The following is a 24,058-nucleotide window of genomic DNA, read 5'->3' as shown; positions in this document are numbered from 1 at the left end:
CCGCTTCGCTGGCGGGCGCTTGCTGTTGTGAAGTCCAGGGACGGCCCGGGTGGGCGCACTCCTCCCCTGTCGGGGTTCATGCTTGCCACCGCGCGCCCACCTGTCAATAAAATAATTTACTTGCGTTATTCATTCCGGGCGCGATGCTTGGCCCGTCCATCCCGGTCACGACAAGGGGTCGGATCTTCAGGGAGGCCGTCGTGACAGCAAGATCGGAAACCCCCGGCGCCGACCGACCCCGCACCGCGCGTGGCAACAATCCGGGGCGCAGCCGCAGCCACAATCGCCGCGTGGTGCTGAACCTTTTGCGCAGCATGGGCGCGCTTGGCCGCAAGGAACTGGCCGAGATGACGCAGCTGTCGACCCAGGCCGTCGCCAATATCATCGATGAGCTGCTGGCCGAGGGGCTGCTTCTGGACCTTGGCCGCCGCCGGTCCGGGCGCGGCCAGCCGCCGCTGCAATACGCGATCAACCCCGAGGGTGCGATGACCATCGGGATGGAGCTGTCGGTGACGCATCTGACGGTGACGGTCCTTGATCTGGGCGGGGTGCGTCGTCACGAAAGCCGCACCCGGATCGGGGATCTGCCGCTTGAGGCGCTGGTCCCGATGATGGCCGAACGCGTGGCGGACCTGCGCCGGGATCTGGCACTGCCACTGCTGGGCGTGGGGCTGGTGATGCCCGGCCCCTTCGGGATCGAGGGGCTGTCGGGCGTCGGTCCCTACAACCTGCCCGGCTGGTCGGCCCCGGCGGCGGCGCAGGCCTTGTCCGAGGCGATCGGCGTGCCGGTCATCGTCGAAAACGACGCCAATGCCGCGGCCGTGGGCGAAAGCCTGTTCGGGGCCGGTCGCTCGCTTCCGGATTTCTGCCTGGTCTATTTCGGCACCGGTGTCGGGCTGGGGGTCATCACCGGCGGGCAGCCCCTGCGCGGCGCGAACGGCAATGCCGGAGAGATCGGCCATTTCATCGTCGTCCCCGATGGCAGGCCCTGTATCTGCGGCCAGTCCGGCTGCCTTGAGCGCTACGCCTCGCCCCATGCGCTGCAGGAATGCCTGGCCGCGACCGGCCGCGCCGCCGATCTGGCCAGTGTCGAGGCGCTGCATGCCGGGGCCGACCCCGTGCTGGACGGCTGGATCACGGACGCGGCCCGCCACCTGTCGCTGGTGATCGCGGTCCTTGAAAACATCTTCGATCCGGAAACCGTCATCCTGGGTGGCAACCTGCCTGACCCGGTGATCGACGCGATCCTTGACCGCCTTGCCATCGGCACCTCGATCGCCAGCCGTGCCGCCCGCCGCCAGCCGCGGGTTCTGCGGGGACAGACCGGGCGGCTGACAGCGGCGCTTGGCGCGGCCGCCCTGCCCCTTTACGACGCCATCATGCCCCGGCTGGATCTGGCCGAACCCGCGGGCGATGCCCCCGAAATCCCCCCGTCCGAAAGCGCCTAGCGGTCCCGTGCCCGCCCAAGCCCGTATCGGATCAGCACAGGAAGGAGGAGCCTGTCATGACCCCACAAGACCGCCTGGCCCGCAGCGAGGCCGCCCCTGCCCTGCTGCGCCTGCACCGCGCATTGACCCGGCTGACCTCGGTGCTGACGGTGATGAATACCGGCGCGCATCCCGATGACGAACAAAGCTGCCTGCTGGCCTGGCTGCGCTTTGGCCAGGGCATGCGCCTTGTCATCGCCTGCTCGACGCGGGGGGAAGGCGGCCAGAACATCCTTGGCCCCGAACGCGGCGGCCTGCTGGGCCTGCTGCGCAGCCGCGAACTGGAAGAGGCGGCGCGGGTTCTGGACAGCGACATCGCGTGGCTTGGGCATGGGCCCGACGACCCTGTCCATGACTTCGGGTTTTCAAAGGATGGCGACCAGACCTTTGCCCGCTGGGGAGAGGCGCGTATCACCGCGCGGCTGGCCGACGCCTATCGCCGCTGGCGGCCGGACGTGGTGATCCCGACCTTTCTGGACGTGCCCGGCCAGCACGGCCACCACCGCGCCATGACCCGCGCGGCAGAGGCCGCGCTGGCGCTGGCCGCGCAGGGCCCGGATCCCTGGCAGGTCGCGCGCTTCTATCTGCCCGCCTGGTCCGGGGCGGGTGGCACCTATGACGACACCGAGCCGCCGCCGCCCGAAACCCTGCGGATCACCGCGACGGGAACCGATCCCGCCACCGGGGCCGAGTATGACGAGATCGGGGAATGGTCCCGCCGCCGCCATGCCTCGCAGGGGATGGGCGAATGGCGGGACGTTCCCCGCCAAAGCTGGTCCCTGCATCTTCGCGGCGGCACCCTTGAGACGGTCATGGCCGAGGGGCTGCCCCGCAATCTGGCCGAGCTGGCTTCGCTTGCCGGTCCGGCCGCACCGTCCCTGACCGATGCGGCCCAAGCGATCGAGGATGCGCTGGCGGCCTTTCCCCATCCCTCCGCCTGCTGCAAGGCGCTTGCGCGGGCGGGCATGTGCGTCGATGCGGCGCTGGCCGGCGCGTCCGACGGGTTCATGGCGGCGCATGGGCACCGCCTGCACCGCAAGCGACGCGAAATCGGCCATGCGCTTGCCGAGGCTACCGGGTTGCGCCTGTTCGCCACCACAAGCGCGCGGCGTCTTGCACCGGGCAGCGGCGGAGAGATCCACCTCACCGCGCGGGGCCCTGCCCTATCGCTCGACATCCGTCCAGCCCTGCCGCTTGGGGCCAACGCGCAAGAGGTCACGCTGCCCGCGCCGGGCGTGCTCGCCATCCCGATCGTGGTCGCGCCGGATGCCCCCGACACCCCGCAATTTCACCCCCATTGGGATGCCCTTGGCGGCAACGGGCCGGGGCATCTGCGCATCGGAACCCGGATCGAGGGGGTGCAGGTGACGCTTGATCTGGACCTTGACCAGCCGCTGGCGCTGCGCCCGGCTGCCGGTCCTGCAATCCGCCCCGATCTTGCGCTGATGACCTCGTCCGACGCATTGGAGCTTCGCCTGACCAACCCCGAGGCCCCCCTTGACCTTGACTTGCCCCCCGGCTGGAAATCGGTCCTACACGAGGATCGCCTGACCCTGACCCCGCCAGCGGATCTGCCCGCAGGCAAGGTTGAAATCCCGCTTCGGCTGCAACAGCGGCCTGTGCTGACCGAAACCCACGGCAGTTATCCCCATGTCGGCTCCTTCGCGCTTGCCCGCCCTGCCCTGCTGCGGCTGCTGCGCCTTGATCTGTTGCTGCCGGATGCCCGCGTCGCCTATATCCGCGGGACGGATGACGCGGGGCCGTGGCTGCGGCGCATGGGACTGGATGTCACCGCGCTGGATGCGATCGATCCGGCCGAGGATTTTTCGGCCTATGCCACCGTGCTGGTCGGGGTGGTCGCCTTCGGTGCGCGCCCCGACCTGCCCCCGGTGCTGCCAGCCCTGCATCGCTTCGTCCGGGCGGGCGGGCATCTTGTCACCTTCTACCAGCGCCCGGATCAGGGTTGGCAACCCGACCGGACACCGCCGCTGCCGCTGACCGTCGGCCGCCCCTCGGTCCGGTGGCGCGTCACCAATCCCGACGCCCCGGTCACGGTCCTGGCCCCGGACCACCCGCTGCTGACCGGGCCGAACCGGATCGGCCCCGAGGACTTCCTGGGCTGGCACAAAGAACGTGGGCTGTATTTCGCGTCGGACTGGGACCCCGCCTATGTGCCCTTGCTGTCCTGTTCCGATCCGGGCGAGCCGCCGCTGCTGGGCGCCCTGCTTTCGGCACGGGTCGGACGTGGGCGACACAGCCATTGCGCGCTGACGCTGCACCATCAGCTTGACCAGTTGGTCCCCGGTGCGTTCCGCCTGCTGGCGAACCTGCTGCAACCGGCCTGATGTCCCGCGCCGGCCCTTCCTCGGTCGCGGCAGGCGTCGCCTGGCTGATGACCGACATGACGCTGGTTACCACCATGCAGGTGCTGGTGAAGATCCAGGGCGTAACCTATCCGGCGATCCAGCTGGTGTTCCTGCGCGCGCTGATCGGGCTGGTGGCAATCGCGCCGTTGCTGTGGCTCAGGCGGCACGAGATCGCGGCGATGCGCCAGCCCGGTCGCAATGCGCTGCGCGTCGCCTGCAACGCGCTGGCGTTGACGTTGAACTTCGTGGCATTGGCGCAGTTGCCGATTGCGATGGTGAACGCCATCGGTTTTTCGCGGCCGCTGGTGACGATGGCGCTGGCCAGTGTGCTGCTGCACGAACACGTGGTCCGGCGCCGCTGGGTTGCGGGTCTTTGCGCCCTTCTCGCGGCCTGCCTGATCGCCTATCCGATGCCCCAGGGTGGCAGCGCGATCTCCCTGACCGGCCTTGTCGCCGCACTGGGCGCGACCCTGTTCGGAGCGACCGCCGTCGTGCAGACACGGGCGTTGGCGACGGAAAGCCCCGCGGTCATGATGCTGTTCTATACGGTCGGCCTGGCCGTGCTGACGGCAATTCCCGCCATCATCGTCTGGCGGCCGGTCGCGTCGGCGGATTGGCCCACGCTGCTTGCCATCGGGATACTTGCGCAGGCGGGCCAGTACTGCTTCCTGCGTGCCTATCGCAGCCACGAGGCAAGCTTGCTGGCCCCGCTATCCTATCTGTCCATTCTGCTGGCAGCCTTTGCCGGTTGGCTTGCCTTTGGCGACCGGCCCGGCATCGGTTTTCCACTGGGCACGCTGATCCTGCTCGTCGTGATCCGGATGCTGACCCGCAAGGGCTAGGTCCGGGGTCCGCGCGCGCCCCCTGCCCCGTCGGCCCGGTCGCCCCCACTTGTGCGCAAGTCTTCAATCAAGGCATCGATCATGTGCCTGCGCTGCGTGGCCTCTTCGATCAGGGCATCGACAGCATCGCGCTTTGCCATGAGCATATGGATCGCCTGCTCACCGGAGATAGGTTGCGGGTCGTTGCGGATTTCGACGCTCGCTATCTCGCTGAGGGTAAAGCCCAAGCCCTGCGCCTGTTCGATGAAACGCAACAGCGCCACCAACTCGGCCGGATAATCGCGATAGCCATTCGGCCCGCGCAGCGCCGGTGCGATGATCCCTCGCTTTTCATAGAACCGGATGCGTGACGTCGTCACCCCGGCCGCATTGGCGATCTCGCCGATCTTCATCGCTCCCCCAGACCTTAAACCGTGGTTGAAGCTTATGTCGAACGATGAGCAGAAGCAATGGATCGGCAGAGTATCGGATTTCTGGCGGACCAAGGCCGTCCCAGCCGTCGTCGTTGGCGAGTGTCGCACCGTCTGGCGAATGAACCGCAAGAGCCTCGGTCGATGTCCTTGGTCTCGGCTGGGCGGCTGACTGCAATGCCCCTACTCTAGATAAACCAGGAGCAGCGCGCAATGGAGGCCGCTGGCAGTCTTCTTGGCTATCCCCGAACGCCTTCGCCCTGGCTGAGACGTTCCCGTCTGGACCCTTGACCGTTCCCCTGTCTGGGATTGCGTGCCTATGGAAGCAAGAACAATCCTCCCGGTCGCCGGAGTTTTGGTCAGACAACGAAGGGGCCATCCCCCTTCACAATGCCCTTGCAGGTTCTCGGGGAGTTCCCGCCTAGACAGTCCCGCCGGATTCGCGATGGGGTCTATCGGGTTGGTGTCTCTCATCGTTATTTAAGCCGATGCTCGAAGCGGATCACGGGGTGAACCGGACATTGCGGTCACCGGGACGGACATTGGCCATGAAATCGCCGCGCATCCCATCCCCAGCCCCATCGCCCTTCCCGCTTCGAACACGACGTATGAGGAAACGGCGAACTTCTGAGTTGTCGGGGTTTATGGACGCAGCAGTCGCTTCCCAGAAGTTCACAGCTGTGAACCTTGCAAGGACCGGACCATGGCAACGGGGAAAAATTCGCGTCTGAGAGCCTTGGCTGATAGATCCCTCAGATAGGCGCCCGGTGCACGGATCTGGTCAAACCGCTGCAGCATCGCGGCCAGCGCGACAGCTGATGCAATTTTCCCCATGCTGTCCACCGCCTGTTGCCAGGCAGAGGCACATATTCCCATCATTGGTCGGACTTCCTCGGCCACCCGGACCAGTGACAGCCAGTCCCGGATCGGCTCGGAGGCCAGTTCCTGGATCTGGTTGCAGCTCGCGATCACTTCCTGAAATTCCAGGTCAGGTTTCTCATCTGCCTGTTCATGGCAAGAATCAGAATCAGGAATATATTTATTTTTATTGTATTGGTGGTGCTCATTTTGGCTGTCGCTGCTGCCCAGATCGTCTGCTGAAGGGGCGCTTTCCGTCAGTTTTTCTACCACCGAGTTCAGCATTGCTTGCAGGGATTCCAGCTGTTCCAGCGTCAGCTTGCGACGCAGGGCCTTGGCCGCATTCTCGGCCAGTGCGTTCAGCGAGTCATCGGGGGCAACCTGCAGAAGCCCAAGCAGATCGCGCCGGATCAGGATGATTTGCTCGCGCAGGGTCCGGATGCGATGTTGTTCTTCGCGCAAGGCATTTGCGGCGCTCTGGATCGCGCCGAAACGGCAGGCAAGGGGGGTCAGGTCAAAGCCGAAGGCCGGGCCTTCACGACGGCGATAACGCTTACCGTTCGGGCTGTCGCGGCGCGTGATCAGGCCGGTATCAACCAGCCGGGCAAGGTGCCTGCGCATCGTCGAACACGGCATTCCGTTCAGCCGCTCGCAAAGCGTGGCGTTTGACGGAAAGACGACCATTCGGGCCGGATCTTCCAGCTTGGTGCCGGGGTGAAAGCTCAGCAGCGCCTGCAAGACGGTCAGGTCGCGGTCGGACAGGCCGAAATGCTTGCGGGCCACCGCAAGCTCGCGCAGCGCATCCCATTTGTCGACGGCAAATGCGGGCAAAGCGCGCGAGGATCGGGGCTGCACCGGGGCAGCATCCATCGCACGCCGGAATGACGTGATCGGCTGGTAAAGCATTTTTTATCACGAAGACAAAGAAATCCTGTCCTGCGAATCACGATGGACTTGCAGATGTCGCACCAACCGACTACCTTGGATGTGCTAAGATCAAAGGGGTCTCGTGGGGTGTATGCTTCGCGGGACCTTTTCTTTGGCTAGTCCGTGCCTCCTCGTAAGTTTCTACTGCCTCTCCTCAGCGCCTCTTGTAGTGGGCGTGAAGCTCCTCAAGGGCGGGGCCGGCATGTTCCAGCAGCCAATCCGCCAATTCCTGATCCTTGGTCTGCAGATCGATCCGCAGGCCGTCCTTTGTCCGTGTCAGCCGCAGCGCAGCGTCCTTGCCCAGCGGCAGCTTTCGCGCATCGCGACGCTGCGTGGGCACCATCAACGCCTTGCGTAAACGAAGGCTTACGGCATCGAACGCCGCAACCGAGGGATCGGCAACATCGGGTGCCGCATGTGCGCGCACCTGCATCGCCAGTTCGATCAGTTCGGGGACGGGCAGGGCGTCGGTCTGCAGGTCCTTGGCCAGCGCTTCCCAGCGCGGACGGCCGATCCCATGCGCCGGGCCGATGGCCGAGGCGAGATCACGCCCGACCCCTCGGGACACGGACAGGGCCATCGAAATCGCGGATTTGGTCAGGTTCAGAACCTCGGCCACCTCGGCCTGGGTGCCGAAATCGGTATCCAGAAGCTCTTGCGCGAACAGCGCCTTCTCGATGAAGCTCAGGTCACGTCGGCCCGTGTTTTCAGAGGCTTGCGCCATCACGGCCGCGCGGTCGTCCATCGCGGCGATCATTGCGCGGACCTTGCCGACATGTTGCGAACCGCGCACCGCCTCAAGCCGCCTGCGGCCATAGACCAGCAGATAGCGATCGGGCCGCATCGGGTCGCGCCGGACCAGAATCGGCACCGTCTGGCCCACCGCCTCGATCGAGCTGCGCAGATCGGCCACATCCTCAGGATCCAGCCGGTCGGCGCTGCGATCGTCGGTGATCGACTCGGGGTCCAGATCCCAGATCCGGTGCGTATCAACGGCATCGCGGGCCGAACGAAGCGCCCGGTTCGCCATCATCGGTGCTGCCGGGGCCGCGCCCGCCATGCTGTCCAGCATCGACATGCGGCGTTTCTTGCCGTCGCTCATCCGCGCCTCCAGGTCTTTTGAATCAGGGCCGAAATCTCGTCATTGACGGCATTCAGGCTTTCCACCGCCCGGTCATAGGTCGAACGGGTAAAGGCGCTGCGATCCACCTCGTAAAGCGTCTGCTTGGTCAGGCCCGCATCGGAAATCGCGGTGGATTTCAGCATCGGCGCGTTCAGCACGTTGTCGCCATACATCGTGCGCAGGAAGGCGACGATACGGTTCTGCGGCGCGTCCGAGGGCTCATAGCGCGTCAGAAGATAGCGCATCCAGTCATGGGACATGTCCGCGCCGCTATCGGCGATCACGTCCATCAGGTCGGCGGTCATCCGCAGGAACTGGCTCATCGACATGACGTCCAGCATCTCGGGATGGATGGTGACCAGCACGCCCGTTGCGGCCGACAGTGCCGACATGGTCAGAAAGCCCAGTTGCGGCGGGCAGTCGATGACCACCACGTCGTAATCCGCGTCGACCTGCGCCAAGGCATCGCGTACGCGGAAAAAGAACAGTCCGGCATTGCCCTGCGCCAGTGCGCGGGGAGTTTCATGCTCGAACTCCATCAGCTCCAGGTTGCCGGGAATCAGGTCCAGATTCGGGATATAGGTCCGGCGGATCACAGACTGGATCGGGGCAGGGGATTCATAGCGGATCGCGTCGTAAAGCGTCCCGCCTTCGGGCAGGTCGAATTCCGGCTGGACCCCATGCAGCGCCGTCATCGACGCCTGCGGATCCAGGTCGATGGCGAGCACCCGATACCCGGTCAGGGCCAGTCGCTGCGCCAGGTGGGCCGAGGTCGTGGTCTTGCCCGAACCGCCCTTGAAATTCATCACGCCGATGATCTGCAAATGGTCGCCTTCGCGCCGTCCCGGCAGGTAATCGCCCGGCTTTCTGGCCGTCTTTTCAAGCAATTGCCGAAGATCCTGCAGATCCCGGGCCGAATACAGCCGTCGGTTTCCCGCGGTGGTTTCGGGTGACGGCCCTTTGCCGTCCAGATGCAGCTTGCGCAGATAGCTGTCATTTACACCCAGCAGCGCCGCAGCCTCGCCCGAGGTGAACTTGCGCATCTGCTTTTTCGCATCCGGAGGGAACAGCGATTCGCGCTGCGCATAAAGCTGCTTGGCAAGGGTCTCGGAATGCTGCCTGATGACCGAGTTGAGGTCCTCGGCGAATAGGTCTGTCGTCATCTGCCCGCTCCGCGTGTTCACGCTTTTTGTCGTTTGGATGGTAATTTTCGTGAATATTGCCCAAGGTCATTCGACTCGCAAGCTTTTTTCGCTTTGATCCTGATCGTGGCGAGCCTGTTTTCCAATATGTTGTAATCGACCATGCGTTGGCCTTCAGCTTTCACGAATTTCCAATATATTGGAAAGTGACTTGATTTCACGCCAAAGAAGCGCCACATTATCCAATATGTTGGAAACGGACGCGATGACAAACACGCTTGCACAAAGACTGGGTGGGCTGATCCGCGACACGCGCCGGGCGCAGGGATTGAGACTGGTCGACCTGTCGCGTCTCAGCGGGGTGGCGCTGGCGACGCTGTCCGATCTGGAAAACTCGACCCGGGACACGCGGCTTTCCTCGTATCAGCGGGTCTTCGACGCCCTGGGTATCGATTCGGCCGCGATCACCGCACTGCCGGCCCGGCCGGACAGCGGCGAAGGCTATGACCTGGACGACGCGCTGTGAAGATCCCGGTCTTCTATGATCGATTCCAGGTGGGTGATCTGGTCGTGGACGGGCAGGGGGCGGTCTCCTTTGCCTATGATCCCCGCTGGCAGGCGGCAAGGGGGGCCTTTCCCCTGTCGCTGACGATGCCCCTGTCGCGCCGTGACCACGCGCCCGAACGCGTCCATCCCTGGATCGCGAACCTGCTGCCAGAAGAGGGGCAGCTTGCCACGCTGGCCCGCCGGCTGGGCGTCGCGCAGGGCGATACCGTCGCGATCCTGCGCGAGATCGGCGGGGACACGGCCGGGGCATTGTCCTTTGGCGCGCCGTCGCTGCGCGCGGCCTGGGATTGGCTGCCGCTGACCCGGCATTATCGCAGCGACGATCCCGAACAGGCCCTGGCCCGCCATTTCGAGGACCTGCGCCAACGCCCCTTCTTGATCGGAGAGGACGGCGTCCGCCTGTCCCTGGCCGGCGGACAGCAGAAATCCGCGCTGGCGGTGCTGGACGGGGACGGACGCCCCAGACTGGGCCTGCCGGAATCCGGCGACCAGTTGGTCATTCCGCGCGATGGCGCGCCCTCGACCGTCATCATCAAGCCCGACAACCCCAACCTTCCGGGAATTGTCGAGAATGAGGCTTATTGCCTTGCGCTTGCCCAGGCCATCGGCATTCCCGCCGCTCCGGCCTCGATCGCACGTGCGGGTGGGCGAACCGCCCTGATCGTGGCGCGCTATGATCGCGCGCTGCGCGCCGACGGCACCATCCGCCGCCTGCATCAAGAGGATCTGGCCCAGGTCCGCGCCATCCCCCCGGAACGCAAATACGAACGCGGCACGCTGCCCGGTCCGTCGCTGTCCGATCTGCTGACCACCGGCGGCCCGGATTGGCGCGCGGCATTCGGCGCGGATGCAGGGCTGGGCGGGGCAGGGCGGGCACGCCTGCTGGATCAGGTGATCTTCAACATCCTGGTCGCCAATACCGACGCCCATGCCAAGAATTATTCGCTGCTGCTGGACGGCACGCCGAGGCTGGCGCCGCTTTACGACGTCTCGACCGTGCTGGGCTGGGATCACGTCAACCAGTATCACGCCCAGAACCTTGCGGGGCGCAAGCGCAAGCCGGGCGATATCGCGCGCCGCCACTGGGATGCCATCGCCGAAAGCGCGGGATTCAATCCTCGCCAACTGCGTCTTCGCGTGCAGGAACTGGTCGACGGCATCGTCCACCACGGCCATCCAGTCGCCCGCGCCGTCAGCGAAAACCCAGCTGCCAGCCGCCCGATGGTCGAGCATGTCCGCGACCTGATTGAAGGCAACGCCCTGCGCATCTCCGGACGATTGGGCCCGGGCTGAAACCGGTAACGCAAGTGATCCGCAAAACACATGTGTATTGCGGATATATCGAAGCAGCGCCGACGACTGGTGCGGACAGATAAGGGCTTCGACGCTGACAAGCGGGGCAAATCGGCGGCGCTCGCTTCACACTATCCCGCATGAGCAACTTGAAAGGGGCGCCCCCTAATCCCGCCACCGCAGGGCGTCGATCAGCAGGCGAAAGGCCGAGGTGACCTGCCGGCGGCTGGGATAGTAAAGATAGTAGCCGGCAAAGGGCGGACACCAGTCCGCCAGCACGCGCACCAACCTTCCCGCACGGACATGCGGGTCAAGGTGATCCGAGGGCAGGCAGGCCAGCCCGCACCCGGCCAGTGCTGCCTGAACCACCAGATCGGGATCGCTGCTGGTGAATTGCCCGTCCACCCGCACGTTCAACGGGCGGCCGTCCTTTTCGAACTCCCACGCGTAAAGCCCGCCCAGCGTCGGCAGGCGCAGGTTGATACAGCTGTGCCCGGCCAGATCCTGCGGCGTGTCGGGGATCGGGTGGGTGCGGAAATAATCCGGCGATCCGGCAACCACCATCTGCATGTCCTGCGATATCCGCACTCCGATCATGTCCCGGTCCAGACTTTCGCCCAGCCGGATACCGGCGTCGAAGCCTTCCTTGGCGATGTCGACGAAGCGGGAATCCACGGCGATCTCGATTCGGACATCGGGATGGGCGGCCATCAGGCGGCTGACGACCGGCATCACGATCTGGCGTGCCGGGGCCCGGCTGGCGGTGATGCGGATCGTCCCCGATGGCGTGCTGCGCATGTCGTCCAGCGCCGCCAACTGCGCCTCGATCCCGTCGAAGGCGGGGCGCAGCGTGTCGACCAGCCGGATGCCCGCCTCGGTCGGCGAGACGGCGCGCGTCGTCCGGGTCAAAAGCCGCACGTCCAGCCGTTCCTCCAGCCGGCGCACCACGGCGCTGACCGCGCTTTGCGAGGTGCCCAGCCGGGCCGCGGCGCGGGTGAAGCTGCGCTCTTCGGCAACGGCAAGGAAAGCCATCAGGTCGCTCATCTCGTCGCGTCGCATTCATATTATCCAGATATGAGTGTGTTGCGGATCTAGCATTTAATCCCCGTCGCGGCACCACCTATATTGCGCGGCAAGCGAATGGCGCAGACGATGACCGGGTTTCGGCGCAAGGTTTCCCGCGCGCCCCCAGCGGTAGCGCCCGATCATCGCGGCGACCATCCGGCAACGACCATCACAGGAGAGCATCATGGAAATCTTTCGTGCGGGCAGCAGGCCATCGGGCGCGGGACCGGCTGACTGGTTCACCGGAAAGGTCCGCATCGACCCGCTGTTCAACCCCGCAGCGCCCGACCGGGTGCAGGGCGCGCATGTGACCTTTGATCCGGGCGCGCGCACTGCATGGCACACGCATCCGCTGGGCCAGACGCTGATCGTGACCTTCGGGCGCGGCCTTGTTCAGCGCGAGGGCGGCCCGATCGAAGAGATCCGTCAGGGCGACGTCGTCTGGTTCGCCCCGGATGAACGTCACTGGCACGGCGCCGCACCCGATGCCGGCATGAGCCATGTCGCGATCCAGGAGGTCAAGGACGGCCAGGTCGTCACCTGGATGGATCACGTCACCGATGCGGATTACCGCGCCTGAACCCTCACGAAAGGACAGATCATGTACGCAACCGTCATGCACGGCCCCGGCGACGTCCGCTATGAGCGGGTCGAGGACCCCTCGATCCTGAAGCCGACCGACGCGATCATCAAGCTGTCGGCGACCTGCATCTGCGGGTCTGACCTGTGGCCCTATCGCGGGCTTCAGCCGCAGAATGGCCCGGCGCATATGGGCCATGAATATTGCGGCACCGTGGTCGAGGTCGGCGCGGATGTCCGTACGATCCGACCCGGGCAGTTCGTCGTCGGCTCGTTCTGCCTGTCCGACAATACCTGCCCGCATTGCCAGTTCGGGTTCCAGTCCTCGTGCCAGCAGCGGGAATTCATGTCCGGCGCGCAGGCGCCCTATGCCCGCGTGCCGCTGGCCGACGGCACCCTGGTCGCCACGGCCGAGATGCCGGATGCGGACATGATCCCGCATATGCTGGCGGTCTCGGACGTGCTGGGCACCGGCTGGTATGCCGCAGATGCCGCGGGCGTCCGCGAAGGGGGCACCGTCGTCGTGGTGGGGGATGGCGCGGTCGGACTGATGGGCGTCCTGGCCGCATCGCAGATGGGCGCGGCCCGCATCATCGCCATGAGCCGCCACCCCGACCGCCAGAAGCTGGCCCGCGACTTCGGCGCGACCGAGATCGTCGAGGAGCGGGGCGAGGACGGTATCGCCCGCATCATGGACATGACGAACGGGATCGGCGCGGAATCGGTGCTGGAATGCGTCGGCATGGAACAGTCGATGCAGCAGGCCATGGGCATCTGCCGTCCCGGCGGCACCATCGGCTATGTCGGCGTCCCGCATGGCGTCAATCTGGACGGGCAGAAGCTGTTCTTCAACCAGCAGCGGATGCTGGGCGGGCCGGCCCCGGTGCGCCGCTTCCTGCCCGACCTGATGGATCGCGTCCTGCAGGGCAGGATCCAGCCCGGCCGGGTCTTCGATCTGGTCCTGCCCATCGAGCAGGTCGCCGAAGGCTACAAGGCCATGGATGAACGCCGCGCCATCAAGACCATGCTGCGCGTCGATGCGTGATCCTGTGAAGAACCGGGGCACGGCATGACGGATGTCACGGTTGTCGTCGGTGCGGGCGCGATCGGGCAGGCCATTGCCCGGCGCGTCAGCAGCGGCCGCCATGTCGTGCTGGCGGACCTGAAGCGGGACAATGCCGAACAGGCCGCAAGGGTGCTGGAACTGGCGGGCTTCACCACCACGGCCACGACGGTCGACGTCTCGGACCGGGACTCGGTCCGGGCGCTGATCCGGACCGTGACCGGGCTTGGGGACGTGAAGCTGCTGGTGCAGGCGGCGGGCGTCTCGCCCAGCCAGGCCCCTGTGGCGACGATCCTGAAGGTCGATCTGTATGGAACGGCCATGCTGCTTGAGGAATTCGGCGAGGTGATCGCCAGCGGCGGCTCGGCCATCGTGATCTCGTCGCAATCCGGCCACCGCCTACCCGCGCTGACGCCCGGACAGGACCGCCAGCTTGCCACCGCCCCGGCCGAGGAGCTGCTGGATCTGCCTTTCGTCAGGGAAATCGACGACACGCTGCTGGCCTATCAGATCTCGAAGCGCTGCAATTCCCTGCGCGTGCGGGGTCAGGCGCCGCGCTGGGGCAGGCGGGGCGCACGCGTGAACGCGATCAGTCCCGGCATCGTCATCACCCCGCTGGCCTGGGACGAGCTGAACGGAGAGCGCGCCGCCTTTTACCGCGACATGCTGGCCCGGAGCCCGGCCGGGCGCGCCGGAACCCCGGACGAGATCGCGGCGCTTGCCGCACTGATCGCAGGCCCAGAGGGCGGCTATATCACCGGCAGCGATTTCCTGATCGACGGCGGGGCGACGGCCAATTTCTTTCATGGCCCCGACGCGCAAGGAACCTGAACGGCCGACAGCGCGGGGGATCGCAGTTTTCTGAAAAGCCCTGTCGCCGGCACCGCTTATGTTTCCGCGCGGGCTTTCGCGAATTCGCTTCGCGAATGAACGCGGCGGCTCCACCCGATATACCTGCGGGAGTATTGGCCGCTCGGCTTTCGCCGGGCGGTTTTCCTGTCGCGCCTTAAAAACATCAACACGTCCCACGCAAGGGCAGAAGCGACTTTTCTGCAACAGGAGGCATTGCGCATGGAAATTGATCCAACCCCTTCTTGTGGAATAAAAGAGGGGGTCGAAAGTTCCAAATCGAATGTTTGGGTGATTCCCTGTGCGGGACGTGGTGGGCTGAATTGGGGCTCATATTACTGAATGCGGTGTTACCAAGTGATGGATTTACTTAGTCCCATGAGTTTCAAGACGCTCGACGCGACCGCGGTGGTCCGCAAGAACTCGCTCGCCTTTATCGAGACGATGTTCGTCCTGAACGAAGCCCGTCGCCCGCTGGTCATGGTGACGGACGAGGCCGAGGCCGCGACGCTTGCCGGCATCGACATCGATCGCTGCATCAACCCGGAAGATCGGTCGGGCTGGTATACCGCCCGCCATTCCCTGATCCATGACGATCTGCCCGCGCAGGTCAGCTATACCTCGGGGACCGAGGGCAAGCCCAAGGGCATCCTGCTGACCTATGCGAACCTGGCGGATGCCGCGTCGCGGATCATCGATGAAATGCAGATGACGGCCGAGATCCGGGAATATGTCGGGGTTCCGGCGACCTTCAGCTTCGGCATGGCCCGCTATCGCGCGGTCAGTGCGGTGGGCGGGCAGACCTATATGCCCACGCGCGGCTTCGACCCGCTGGAGCTTTCGCGGATGCTGGCCGCGGGTCAGGTCAATGCGCTGTCCGCCGTACCGACGCTTCTGCGCATCCTGCTGGACGCGCCCGGCCTGATCGGGGCCGAAGGCGGGCAGCTGCGCTGGATGGAAATAGGCTCTCAGCACATGACCGCGGATGAAAAGCGGCGCATCCGTCAGATGTTCCCCAATGCCCGCATCGTGCAGCACTATGGGCTGACAGAGGCATCGCGCAGCACCTTCCTGCAGGTCTCGGACGCGCCCGAGGATCTGCTGACCTCGGTCGGACAACCGGTGGGTCGCAGCGAAATCGGGCTTGGTCCCGACGGTCGGATCCGGATCCGCGGGCCCCATGTCGCGAAATCACGTATCGATGCTGACGGCCTGCACGACCTGCAGGACGCCCAGGGATGGTTGCAGACGAACGACCTTGGGCACATACGGGACGGCCACCTGTTTTTCGATGGCCGCGCCGATGACCTGATCAATTGCGGCGGCGTGAAGATCTCTCCCGACCAGCTTGAGGAACAGATCCGCACGGGGCTAGAACCGGGAACGCAGATTGCGGTCGCGAAGGTTCCCGATGCGCAGCGCGGCGACGGCATTCTGGTCGCGGTCCGGGGCGATGCCGCCCAGGTCGCGCCGGTCCGGGACCGCGCTATCGCCGCCCTGCACGGCATGGGCGTGGCCGCGGGCAGCGCCCTGCATGTCACGGCCGTCGGCGCCATTCCCGTCACGGGCACCGGCAAGGTGCAAAGGCGCGTGCTGGCCGACCAGTTCCTGTCGCAGCAGCCTGCCGCACCTGACCGGACTCCGGCAAAGGCGACCGAGATCCGGGACGTGCTGTCCCTGTTCCGGCGCGAATTCGTCGGCCAGACCATCACGCCCGAGGATTCTTTCGAATCCCTGGGCGGGGATTCGCTTCTTTACATCCAGTTTTCGCTGAGCTTCGAGCAGCGCTTCGGCCCCTTGCCGGATGACTGGGCCAAGCTCAGCGTGTCGCAATTGCAGCAAGGGCTGGGGCAGGCGCAAAAAACGGCCTGGCGTCGTCTTGAATCGGCGACCCTGACGCGGGCCTTTTTCATCGTCTGCATCGTCGCCCTGCACACCAATGCCTTTGTCTACAGCAAGAACTGGGGCGCGGCCTATTTCCTGGTCCTGCTGGCCGGGTATTCGGTCGCGCGCTTCCAATTGCCCGAGATCATTCGCAGCGGCAGCGTCAAGACCCTGCGCGGAACCATCAGATATGTGGCGATCCCGACCGTGCTGATGGTCGCCTTCCTGCAGGTGGCGACGCACCGGTTCGAGATCTTGCCCCTGCTTCTGATCTCGAACTATCTCGATCCGCATCAGCTCAAGGGTTTCCTGCTGTATTTCGTCGAGTTCTACGTCCAGATCCTGGTCATCATGGCGATCCTGTTCTCGATCGCGAAAGTGCGGGAAATGTTCAGGCTCCGGCCCATGCTCAGCGCGATCGGCCTGCTTCTGACGGCCGCGGCGCTGGATCAGGTCATCGAGTTCTTCTGGAACGGTGACTACAATTATCACCGCTCGCCCTGGAATTATGCCTGGATCTTTGCCCTGGGCGTGGTGCTGGCGACCGCAAAGGACGGGCGCACCCGGCTGTTTGCCATGGTCGTCGCGACGGTGGCGATCCTGATGAAATGGGGCATGACCTCGGCCGGGTTCTACGTTGCCGGGGGCTGCGTCATGGTGCTGTTCGTTCAGTCCCTGGTGGTGCCCGCGCCGGTCAAGGTTCTGGTGGCGGAAATCGCCGGGGCGTCGTTGTTCATCTATCTGACCCATTACGTGATGATTTCCGTGGTCCGAAAGATATTCGGCGTGGAGAAACCCTGGCTGGCGCTGATTTCCTCGCTGATCGTGGGCGTGGTTCTCAGCCATCTTTATGCCTGGTCCTCGCGGAAATTCGTCAACACGATCGACCGGCTCAGGGGCGTCAGCCGGACGAACGCCCTGCCAAGGTCGCCTGCCTGATCGACCCATTCCGGGGGCATTGCCCCCGGCACTGCAATTGGCGGCGGCTTGCGGCGCTGGTTTCATTCGCGCGCATAAGGTCAAAGTCACGGCCCCAACCTTTCCGGCCAATTCCGATTGTTTCAGGTTGCGAGGCCTGTTCCAAGCTGCCAACAATCGGGAAAGGGCAAATGATCACAGACATTTTCTGGATTTTTTGAGAAAGTAGGGACGGATGCAGCGTCGCGCCTTTACCCCCGCAGTTCTGGTTTTTGCCGCAATCGTCATTCTGATCGTCCTTTGGATCGGCAGTGGCATGATCGGCAGGACCCCCGAGCAGATGGCCGCGCCGCAAAGCCGGGTGCCGGTCGTCGCCGCAAGCTGGAGCGAGGCGCGATCCGTTGACAGGACGCTTTTCCTTTACGGGGCCCTGCAACCGCGCAACAGCGTCATCCTGCGGGCGCGGACCGAAGGTCAGCTGCAGGACATCGTGGCGCAGGGAACCAGGGTCCATGCGGGTGACGCGCTTGGCCAGCTCAGCATGGATGACCGCCCCGCGCGGATTGCCCAGGCCCAGGCCAACCTGGCCTCGGTCCAGCGCAATGCCGAGGCGTCCGAGCAGCTTGCCAATCGCGGCGTGCGATCCAACCTTGAGGCGCAGGCCCGGCAGGCCGAGCTGGAGGCGGCGCGCGCCGCGCTGCAGGCGGTCGAGATCGATATCGAGAACACGACCTTGCAGGCGCCGTTCGACGGCACGGTCAGCCGCCTGATCGTTGAGGCGGGCAGCTTTGTCGCGCGCGGCGGCGAGGTGCTGGAGATCGTCAACAACGATCCACTGCTGGCGATCGTCCAGGTCCAGCAGTCCGAAATCGCGAACGTGCACCCCGGAATGGCCGCCCGCGTCGGGGTCATCGGCGGCAAGGTCCATCAGGGCAAGGTCAGCTTCGTCGCTCCGGTCGCGGATGCGGCCACCCGCACCTTCCGGGTCGAAATCGAGATTCCCAATCCCGACGCCGCCATTCCCGCCGGCATCAGCGCCGAGGTGACGCTGATCGCTGAAACCGTTCCGGCGCATTACATCTCGGCCTCGCTGGTGCGTCTTGACCAGCATGGCCGGACGGGCGTGCTGGCGGTGGGCGACGACAACCGCATCCTGTTCCACCCGGTCGGGTTCGTCGCGGCCGATGCGGCGGGAGTCTGGGTGGGTGGCCTTGATGCGCGCGAGCATCTGGTGACGATCAGCCACGGCGCCATCGCCGAAGGCGAAGAGGTCGAGGTCCGCGAGACGCCGCCCGAATTCAGCCTGCCCGAAGCCCCGCAAGCGCCGGGCATCATCGAGGTTGATGCAGGCCCGCAGGAGCAGGCCCCATGAATGCGCTGATCGCGGCGGCATTCGCCAGGGCGCGGACGACGGTCCTGCTGTTCTTTCTTCTGCTGTTTGCCGGGATCTTCGCCTATGCAGCGATTCCGAAGGAATCGACGCCGACGATCGAGATCCCGTTCTTTTCGGTCAGCGTGACCTATCCCGGCATCTCTGCCGAGGACAGCGCGCGGCTGCTGATCGAACCGCTGGAGCGGCGCTTGCAGGCGATCTCGGGCCTGCGCAGGCTGACCGGCCAGGCGGGCGACGGCTTTGCCAACCTGCGGCTGGAGTTCGAGCCGGGGCACGATCAGGCCACGGCATTGACCGATGTACGCGACGAGGTCGACCGTGCGGTCCCGGATCTTCCCGTCGGGGCCAACGCGCCCGTGGTCAGCGAAATTGATCTGTCGCTTTTCCCGATCCTGACCGTGGGCCTGTCCGGTCCCATCCCGGAACGCGACCTGATCCGGCTTGGCCGCGATCTGGCACAGCGCATCGAATCCGTTCCGGGGGTTCTGGAAGCCCAGCTTTCCGGCGATCGCGAGGATCTGCTTGAGGTCAACGCCGATCCGTTGGCCATGCAATCCTATGGCATCTCGGCCCCCGACCTTGCCCGCGCCGTGCAAAGCAACAACCAGCTTGTTCCCGCCGGGTCTTTCGATACCGGCGCGGGCCGGATCGGGGCCTCGATTCCCGGCATGGTGCGGTCGCTGGCCGATGTCCTGGTCATGCCGGTGGTCGTCACCCCCGATACGGTGGTCCGCATTCAGGACGTGGCCGAGGTGCGCCAGACCTTCCGCGACCCGACCAGCTTCGCCCGGATCGGGGGAGAGCCCACCGTCGCCATCGACATCACCCGCAGCACGAACGCCAATATCCTGGAAACCGTGGCCGCGGTGCAGGCCGTGCTGGCCGAGGAAAAGGCCCATATGCCGCTGGCCCTGCAAATCCATGTCATGCAGAACCAGGCCGAGGACATCGCCAGCATGCTGGGCGACCTTGAAAACGGCGTGATCCTTGCCGTGATCATGGTGATGCTGCCGACCATCCTGATTTTGGGGCTGAAGCCTTCGTTGATGATCGGCATATCGATCCCCAGCGCGTTCTTCGGCGGGATCCTTGTCATCTATCTGATGGGCTTCACGCTGAACATCATCGTGCTGTTCGGCCTGATCCTTGTCATCGGGATGCTGGTCGACGGCACGATGGTGGTCGTCGAAAAGGCCGAGCGCCTGCAATCCCAGGGCATGTCCGGACCCGACGCCTATCGCGAGGCCGCGTCCCGCATGGCCTGGCCGGTCATCGCGGCCATCGCCACCTCGCTTGCCGTGTTCTTTCCGCTGCTGTTCTGGCCCGGCACCGCCGGTCGCTTCATGATGTTCCTGCCGGCGACCGTGCTTGTCACCCTGATCATGTCGCTGGTCGTCGCGCTGGTCTTTGTCCCGGTAATCGGCGGGCTGATCGCCGGCAAGGGCAGGGGCAAGGGCGGCGCCACCGCATCCGCGCAGGCCGAAATCAGCGTTCCCGCCTTTTACGACACGATCCTGTCGCGCACCCTGCGCCATCCCTTGCGAACCGTGGTGCTGACCGTCGCGGTTCTGGTGGCGTCCTTCCTAGCCTATGGGCGGCTTGGTCCCGGCGTCGAGTTCTTTCCCGCGATCGAGGCCGAGCGCGCCCAGATCCAGATCCGCGCGGATGGCAACCTGTCCGTGTTCGAGGCGGATCGCCTTGTCCGTCTGGTCGAACGCGCGGTGGCCGGGACCGAGGGGATCGAGCTGTCCTATGCCCGCACCATCGGCACGGTCGAGGGGCGGCTTGCCGCAAATGTCGATCCCGACGTCATTGGCACCATCCAGCTTGATCTGGTGGACTGGCGCAGCCGCAGGCCCGCAAGGGAAATCCTGAATGAGCTTGAGGCAAAGGCCGCGTCGGTCCCCGGTGTCGGCGTGCAGATCCAGGAGCAGCGCACGGGTCCGGTATCCTCGCGCCCGGTCGAGCTTGAGCTGTCCTCTGACGACCTTGCGGCCTTGCCCGCGGCCGCAAGCATCGTCACCCACCTCATGGAGGAACTGGGCGGCTTCACCGATATATCCAGCGACGTCCCGGTGCCGGGGGTCGAGGCGCGGCTGGTCATCGACCGCGCCAGGGCCGCCCATTACGGGGCGGATGTGGCCACGCTTGGCAACGCGGTCAGGTTGATGACGAATGGCGTCATCCTTGGGTCATACCTGCCGCCCGATGTCGATGACGAGGTCGACATCGTCCTGCGCTATCCCCTGCAGGACCGCAATTTCACCGAACTCAGCGCGCTGCGCGTCCTGACCCCGATGGGCATGATCCCGGTTTCGAATTTCGCCACGATCGTGCCCTCCGAGGCGCCGGCCATCGTGAAATATTCGGGCGGCCGGATCGTGCAGAACATCTCGGCCGGGCTCGCGCCGGGTCGCGGGCTGGCCGAAGAGCTTCAGCGCCTGCAAGAGCGTCTGGACGGGGTCGGTCTTGGCGCGGTCGACTGGCGTTTCCGCGGCGAGATCGAGGATCAGCAGGACACCCTGCGCTTCCTTGTGGTGGCCTTCGTCGCTGCACTTTTCCTGATGTTCATGGTCATGCTGACCCAACTGAACAGCTTCCTGCAAAGCTTTCTGGTGCTGTCGGCCATCGTCTGTTCGATCCCCGGCGTGCTGATCATGCTGATCGTCACGCAGGCGCCGTTCTCGATGGTGATGGGCGGCATGGGGGTCATGGCGCTGGCGGGTGTCGTGCTGAACAACAACATCATCCTGATCGACGCCTATAACGAATTGCGCGCCCAGGGGCTTGATCCCGACAGCGCGGCCCTGCGCGCGGCGCGCGAACGGCTGCGTCCGATCCTGCTGACGGCCTTTACCACGATCACCGGGCTGATCCCTATGGCGATCGGGCTGACCGTCGATTTCTTCGACCGCGACGCGTATTTCGGCGCGCCCTCGGGGCAGTTCTGGGTGCAGCTGTCGACAACCATCGTCGGCGGGCTGATCGTCGGCACGATCATCACCTCGTGCCTGACGCCGACGCTGCTGGCCTGGGACGGGCGGCGGCGCGAGGCTGCGGCCCGGCGGGCGCGGCAGGGCGGCGATCAGGGGTGATCCTGGTCCCGGTGGCTGATCTGCTGTTCGATCCGGGACAGCTCCATGTCCAGGAAATAGGCCATGGCAACCCGGATCACGACGATGACCATCAGGATGCCGACCTCGCTGAGCGTCCGGTGAACGATCGAATGCAGGATGTCCGAGATGATCAGCACCTCCAGCCCGGTCAGCATCCACCGCCCCAGCGTCAGGCGGAACCTGACGAGGGTGGGGCCGACCAGCCGGTCCATCCAATGGCCCTGCGCCTCGGCAAAGGTGCGCATCGACATGATTACGGACAGGATGATCCCCCAGACGAGGATCAGGAAGGCAAGGACGTCGATCACGTCGGCGGCGGCTTCGATCATGTATTCCCCCGTTGCAGGGCCGGATGGTCAGAACCTGACGCGCAGGCCAAAGACATTGGCATTCGACGCGCCCTTCATGTCGCCCAAGGTCTTCCACGCGCCCGAGCGATGGTGAAGCCGCCAGAAGAAGCTGTAGCGGGATTCCGGCGACACTTTGAAATCCAGCTCTGGGCTGAGATAGAATACCAGTTGCGCGTCCCCGTCATATTCGGCCTCAAGCCGCTGTTCGCGCCCGGCATGGGCGGCGTCGACATAGCTGAGCCCGAAGACGATCGAGGGCGAAAGAAAGATGTTGCGGGCCAGTTGCCAATTGTCGATCCGCGCCACCAGCCCACCCCAAGCCTCGGTCGTGCGATCCTCGCCATAGCGCGTGGCGATCCCCAGTTCATATCCGACGCTGGTCCGGCGCGAATGCAGGAAAAAGCTCTGGACGCCCAGCCCCGTGATGTAATTGTCCTCGTAATCGGCACCGATCACGTTGACGCTTTCCCCCATATCGGCGTCCAGCATACGGCCGGTGAAGACGAAGAAGTTCCGGTCGGGACCGGCCGGGGCCTCCTGCGCGGCAGCGGCAGAGGCGACAAGGCCGATCGAGAGGGCGAGCGCGGTCAATCGCAAGTCCGTCATCCTCGTGGTCCGTGGGTGTTTTCAGGGTGAAGCGTGACTCGGCCCCGCTCAACAGGGGAATGACCGGATGACGCGGTGCCGCGCCCCGACCGCGACTTTTCCGCCACGCGGCGCGGGCATGCCGGTTTCGCGCGTTCGTCCGGGCCAAGCGATCGAAGCGGACAAGGTCGGGAAACCTGTCTAACCTTGCGGGCGACAAGACCCCAAGCAGGACTGCCGGATGCGGATCATCCTTGCGCCTTCGAACCTTGGCCTGCGGCCACTGCGGCCCGGCCACGAACCCGGTGCGTGGCGCGCGCCCGCCGCCCTTATGGCTGCGGGGCTGAAAAGCGCCACCGATCCCGGCGGGATCGTCGAACTTGCGCGCCCCGATTACTCGGCGGCGGCACAGCCGGGAACGCGGCTGAGGAATGGCCCCCAAATGCGCCGCTTCAACCTTGTGCTGGCCGATGAGGTCGACCGGGCGGTGCAGGACGGCCGGTTTGCGCTGGTGGTCGGGGGCGATTGCTCGGTCCTTCTGGGCGCGCTGGCCGGGGCGCGGCGGCACGGGCAGCTGTCGCTGGTGCATGTCGACGGCCACAGCGATTTCCGCCATCCCGGCAATTACGATCCGGCCTCGGTGCTGGGCGCGGTCGCCGGGATGGACCTTGCCCTGGCCACCGGGCGCGGCGAGGCGCTGATGACCGATTGGCCGGGCGTGACCGGTCCGCTGGTTCAGGACCGGAACGTGGTCCAGCTGGGGGAAAGGGAAAGCCGGGATCCCGACTTCGCCTGGCCCGACGTGAACCTGACCGAGATCGAGCGCCTGGACATATTCGAGGCGAGGCGGATCGGCATGCCCGCCGTCGTCGACAGGATCCGCCAGACCCTGGACAGGCTGCCGGGCCGGGGGTTCTGGGTCCATTTCGATGTCGATGTCCTTGACCAAAGGATCATGCCCGCGGTGGATTCGCCCGGCTCTCCGGGCCTGGACGTCGATGAGGTCGTCCATGTCCTTGGCCGGTGCGTGGCGGAACCGGGCTGCATCGGAATGACCCTGACCGTGTTCGATCCCGACCTTGATCCCGATGGCGCCTATGCCGCGGTCATCGTGGATATCCTGTCGCGCCTGCCGCTGCGATAGCGGGACCGGCAGGCGGCGTCATCGGCGGTCGGACGGGCCGCGAAATCCCTCCCGAACCCTCCGAGCCGGGGCGCGATCCGCAATCGCCCCGCGTATG

Annotated in this window: 19 protein-coding genes; 12 read left to right on the top strand and 7 right to left on the bottom strand. The window is 65.3% G+C overall.

From position 1 onward, the window contains the following. Nucleotides 1–200: 200 nt before the first annotated feature. The 3 genes from RM190_RS10970 to RM190_RS10960 are packed head-to-tail and all read left to right on the top strand — an operon-like array spanning nucleotide 201 to nucleotide 4,695. Nucleotides 201–1,448 carry an ROK family protein gene (locus tag RM190_RS10970; protein WP_311759479.1) on the top strand — a complete coding sequence of 416 codons (1,248 nt, stop codon included), beginning with the start codon at nucleotides 201–203 and terminating at the stop codon, nucleotides 1,446–1,448. A gap of 56 nt (nucleotides 1,449–1,504) precedes the next feature. Further along, nucleotides 1,505–3,832 carry a PIG-L family deacetylase gene (locus tag RM190_RS10965; RefSeq protein WP_311759478.1) on the top strand — a complete coding sequence of 776 codons (2,328 nt, stop codon included), beginning with the start codon at nucleotides 1,505–1,507 and terminating at the stop codon, nucleotides 3,830–3,832. Beyond that, nucleotides 3,832–4,695 carry a DMT family transporter gene (locus RM190_RS10960; RefSeq protein ID WP_311759477.1) on the top strand — a complete coding sequence of 288 codons (864 nt, stop codon included), beginning with the start codon at nucleotides 3,832–3,834 and terminating at the stop codon, nucleotides 4,693–4,695. Before RM190_RS10965 ends, RM190_RS10960 begins: the two co-directional genes overlap by 1 nt. On the opposite strand, the gene RM190_RS10955 is transcribed toward RM190_RS10960, so the two are convergent. The 4 genes from RM190_RS10955 to repA all read right to left on the bottom strand — a co-directional run bounded on the left by RM190_RS10955 (nucleotide 4,692) and on the right by repA (nucleotide 9,176). Further along, nucleotides 4,692–5,087 carry a MerR family transcriptional regulator gene (locus RM190_RS10955; protein ID WP_311759476.1) on the bottom strand — a complete coding sequence of 132 codons (396 nt, stop codon included), beginning with the start codon at nucleotides 5,085–5,087 and terminating at the stop codon, nucleotides 4,692–4,694. The genes RM190_RS10960 and RM190_RS10955 overlap by 4 nt on opposite strands. Nucleotides 5,088–5,777: 690 nt before the next feature. After that, nucleotides 5,778–6,869 carry a plasmid replication protein RepC gene (gene repC / locus RM190_RS10950; RefSeq protein WP_311759475.1) on the bottom strand — a complete coding sequence of 364 codons (1,092 nt, stop codon included), beginning with the start codon at nucleotides 6,867–6,869 and terminating at the stop codon, nucleotides 5,778–5,780. Nucleotides 6,870–7,044: 175 nt separating this feature from the next. After that, nucleotides 7,045–7,992, bottom strand: coding sequence for a plasmid partitioning protein RepB (repB, locus tag RM190_RS10945; RefSeq protein WP_311759474.1), 948 nt, complete (start codon nucleotides 7,990–7,992; stop codon nucleotides 7,045–7,047). Next, nucleotides 7,989–9,176, bottom strand: a complete 1,188-nt coding sequence (gene repA / locus RM190_RS10940) for a plasmid partitioning protein RepA (RefSeq protein ID WP_311759473.1) — start codon at nucleotides 9,174–9,176, stop codon at nucleotides 7,989–7,991. The genes repB and repA overlap by 4 nt, the downstream gene beginning before the upstream one ends. 244 nt (nucleotides 9,177–9,420) lie before the next feature. On the opposite strand from repA, the gene RM190_RS10935 reads away from it, so the two are divergent. Continuing rightward, a complete protein-coding gene (locus tag RM190_RS10935; protein WP_311759472.1) occupies nucleotides 9,421–9,681 on the top strand; it encodes a helix-turn-helix domain-containing protein in 261 nt (86 codons plus the stop codon). After that, a complete protein-coding gene (locus RM190_RS10930) occupies nucleotides 9,678–11,015 on the top strand; it encodes a HipA domain-containing protein (RefSeq protein ID WP_311759471.1) in 1,338 nt (445 codons plus the stop codon). Before RM190_RS10935 ends, RM190_RS10930 begins: the two co-directional genes overlap by 4 nt. Before the next feature lie 165 nt (nucleotides 11,016–11,180). Here the strand turns inward: RM190_RS10930 and RM190_RS10925 are convergent, their stop codons facing one another. After that, the gene (locus RM190_RS10925) at nucleotides 11,181–12,074 is read right to left on the bottom strand and encodes a LysR family transcriptional regulator (RefSeq protein ID WP_311759470.1); all 894 of its coding nucleotides are present in this window, start codon (nucleotides 12,072–12,074) and stop codon (nucleotides 11,181–11,183) included. 190 nt (nucleotides 12,075–12,264) lie between these two features. Between RM190_RS10925 and RM190_RS10920 the strand changes: the two genes are divergently transcribed. The 6 genes from RM190_RS10920 (at nucleotide 12,265) to RM190_RS10895 (ending at nucleotide 21,861) form a co-directional block, all read left to right on the top strand. Further along, on the top strand, nucleotides 12,265–12,660 hold the full coding sequence (locus RM190_RS10920; RefSeq protein ID WP_311759469.1) for a (R)-mandelonitrile lyase: 396 nt from the start codon (nucleotides 12,265–12,267) through the stop codon (nucleotides 12,658–12,660). A 21-nt stretch (nucleotides 12,661–12,681) separates the two neighbouring features. Further along, on the top strand, nucleotides 12,682–13,704 hold the full coding sequence (locus RM190_RS10915) for a zinc-dependent alcohol dehydrogenase family protein (protein ID WP_311759468.1): 1,023 nt from the start codon (nucleotides 12,682–12,684) through the stop codon (nucleotides 13,702–13,704). 24 nt (nucleotides 13,705–13,728) lie between these two features. Continuing rightward, nucleotides 13,729–14,553 carry an SDR family oxidoreductase gene (locus tag RM190_RS10910; protein ID WP_311759467.1) on the top strand — a complete coding sequence of 275 codons (825 nt, stop codon included), beginning with the start codon at nucleotides 13,729–13,731 and terminating at the stop codon, nucleotides 14,551–14,553. A gap of 396 nt (nucleotides 14,554–14,949) precedes the next feature. After that, entirely contained in the window at nucleotides 14,950–17,394 is a 2,445-nt protein-coding gene (locus tag RM190_RS10905; RefSeq protein WP_311759466.1) for an AMP-binding protein, read from the top strand. Between the two features lie 214 nt (nucleotides 17,395–17,608). Then, nucleotides 17,609–18,745: an efflux RND transporter periplasmic adaptor subunit gene (locus tag RM190_RS10900; RefSeq protein WP_311759465.1), complete on the top strand. Its 1,137-nt coding sequence runs from the start codon at nucleotides 17,609–17,611 to the stop codon at nucleotides 18,743–18,745. Continuing rightward, nucleotides 18,742–21,861: an efflux RND transporter permease subunit gene (locus RM190_RS10895; protein ID WP_311759464.1), complete on the top strand. Its 3,120-nt coding sequence runs from the start codon at nucleotides 18,742–18,744 to the stop codon at nucleotides 21,859–21,861. Before RM190_RS10900 ends, RM190_RS10895 begins: the two co-directional genes overlap by 4 nt. Here the strand turns inward: RM190_RS10895 and RM190_RS10890 are convergent. Next, complete coding sequence (locus RM190_RS10890) at nucleotides 21,852–22,211, bottom strand: DUF1622 domain-containing protein (RefSeq protein WP_311759463.1); 360 nt, start codon at nucleotides 22,209–22,211, stop codon at nucleotides 21,852–21,854. The genes RM190_RS10895 and RM190_RS10890 overlap by 10 nt on opposite strands. A gap of 27 nt (nucleotides 22,212–22,238) precedes the next feature. Further along, complete coding sequence (locus RM190_RS10885) at nucleotides 22,239–22,823, bottom strand: hypothetical protein (RefSeq protein WP_311759462.1); 585 nt, start codon at nucleotides 22,821–22,823, stop codon at nucleotides 22,239–22,241. A gap of 235 nt (nucleotides 22,824–23,058) precedes the next feature. Here RM190_RS10885 and RM190_RS10880 point away from each other — a divergent pair, with 235 nt between their 5' ends. Continuing rightward, nucleotides 23,059–23,961 carry an arginase family protein gene (locus RM190_RS10880; protein ID WP_311759461.1) on the top strand — a complete coding sequence of 301 codons (903 nt, stop codon included), beginning with the start codon at nucleotides 23,059–23,061 and terminating at the stop codon, nucleotides 23,959–23,961. Nucleotides 23,962–24,058 lie beyond the last annotated feature (97 nt).

The organism is Paracoccus broussonetiae (assembly GCF_031854425.1).
In the GTDB taxonomy this organism is placed as follows: domain Bacteria; phylum Pseudomonadota; class Alphaproteobacteria; order Rhodobacterales; family Rhodobacteraceae; genus Paracoccus; species Paracoccus broussonetiae.
Note: the sequence above shows the minus strand (reverse complement) of the source record. Positions and strands in the feature narration are given on the sequence as shown.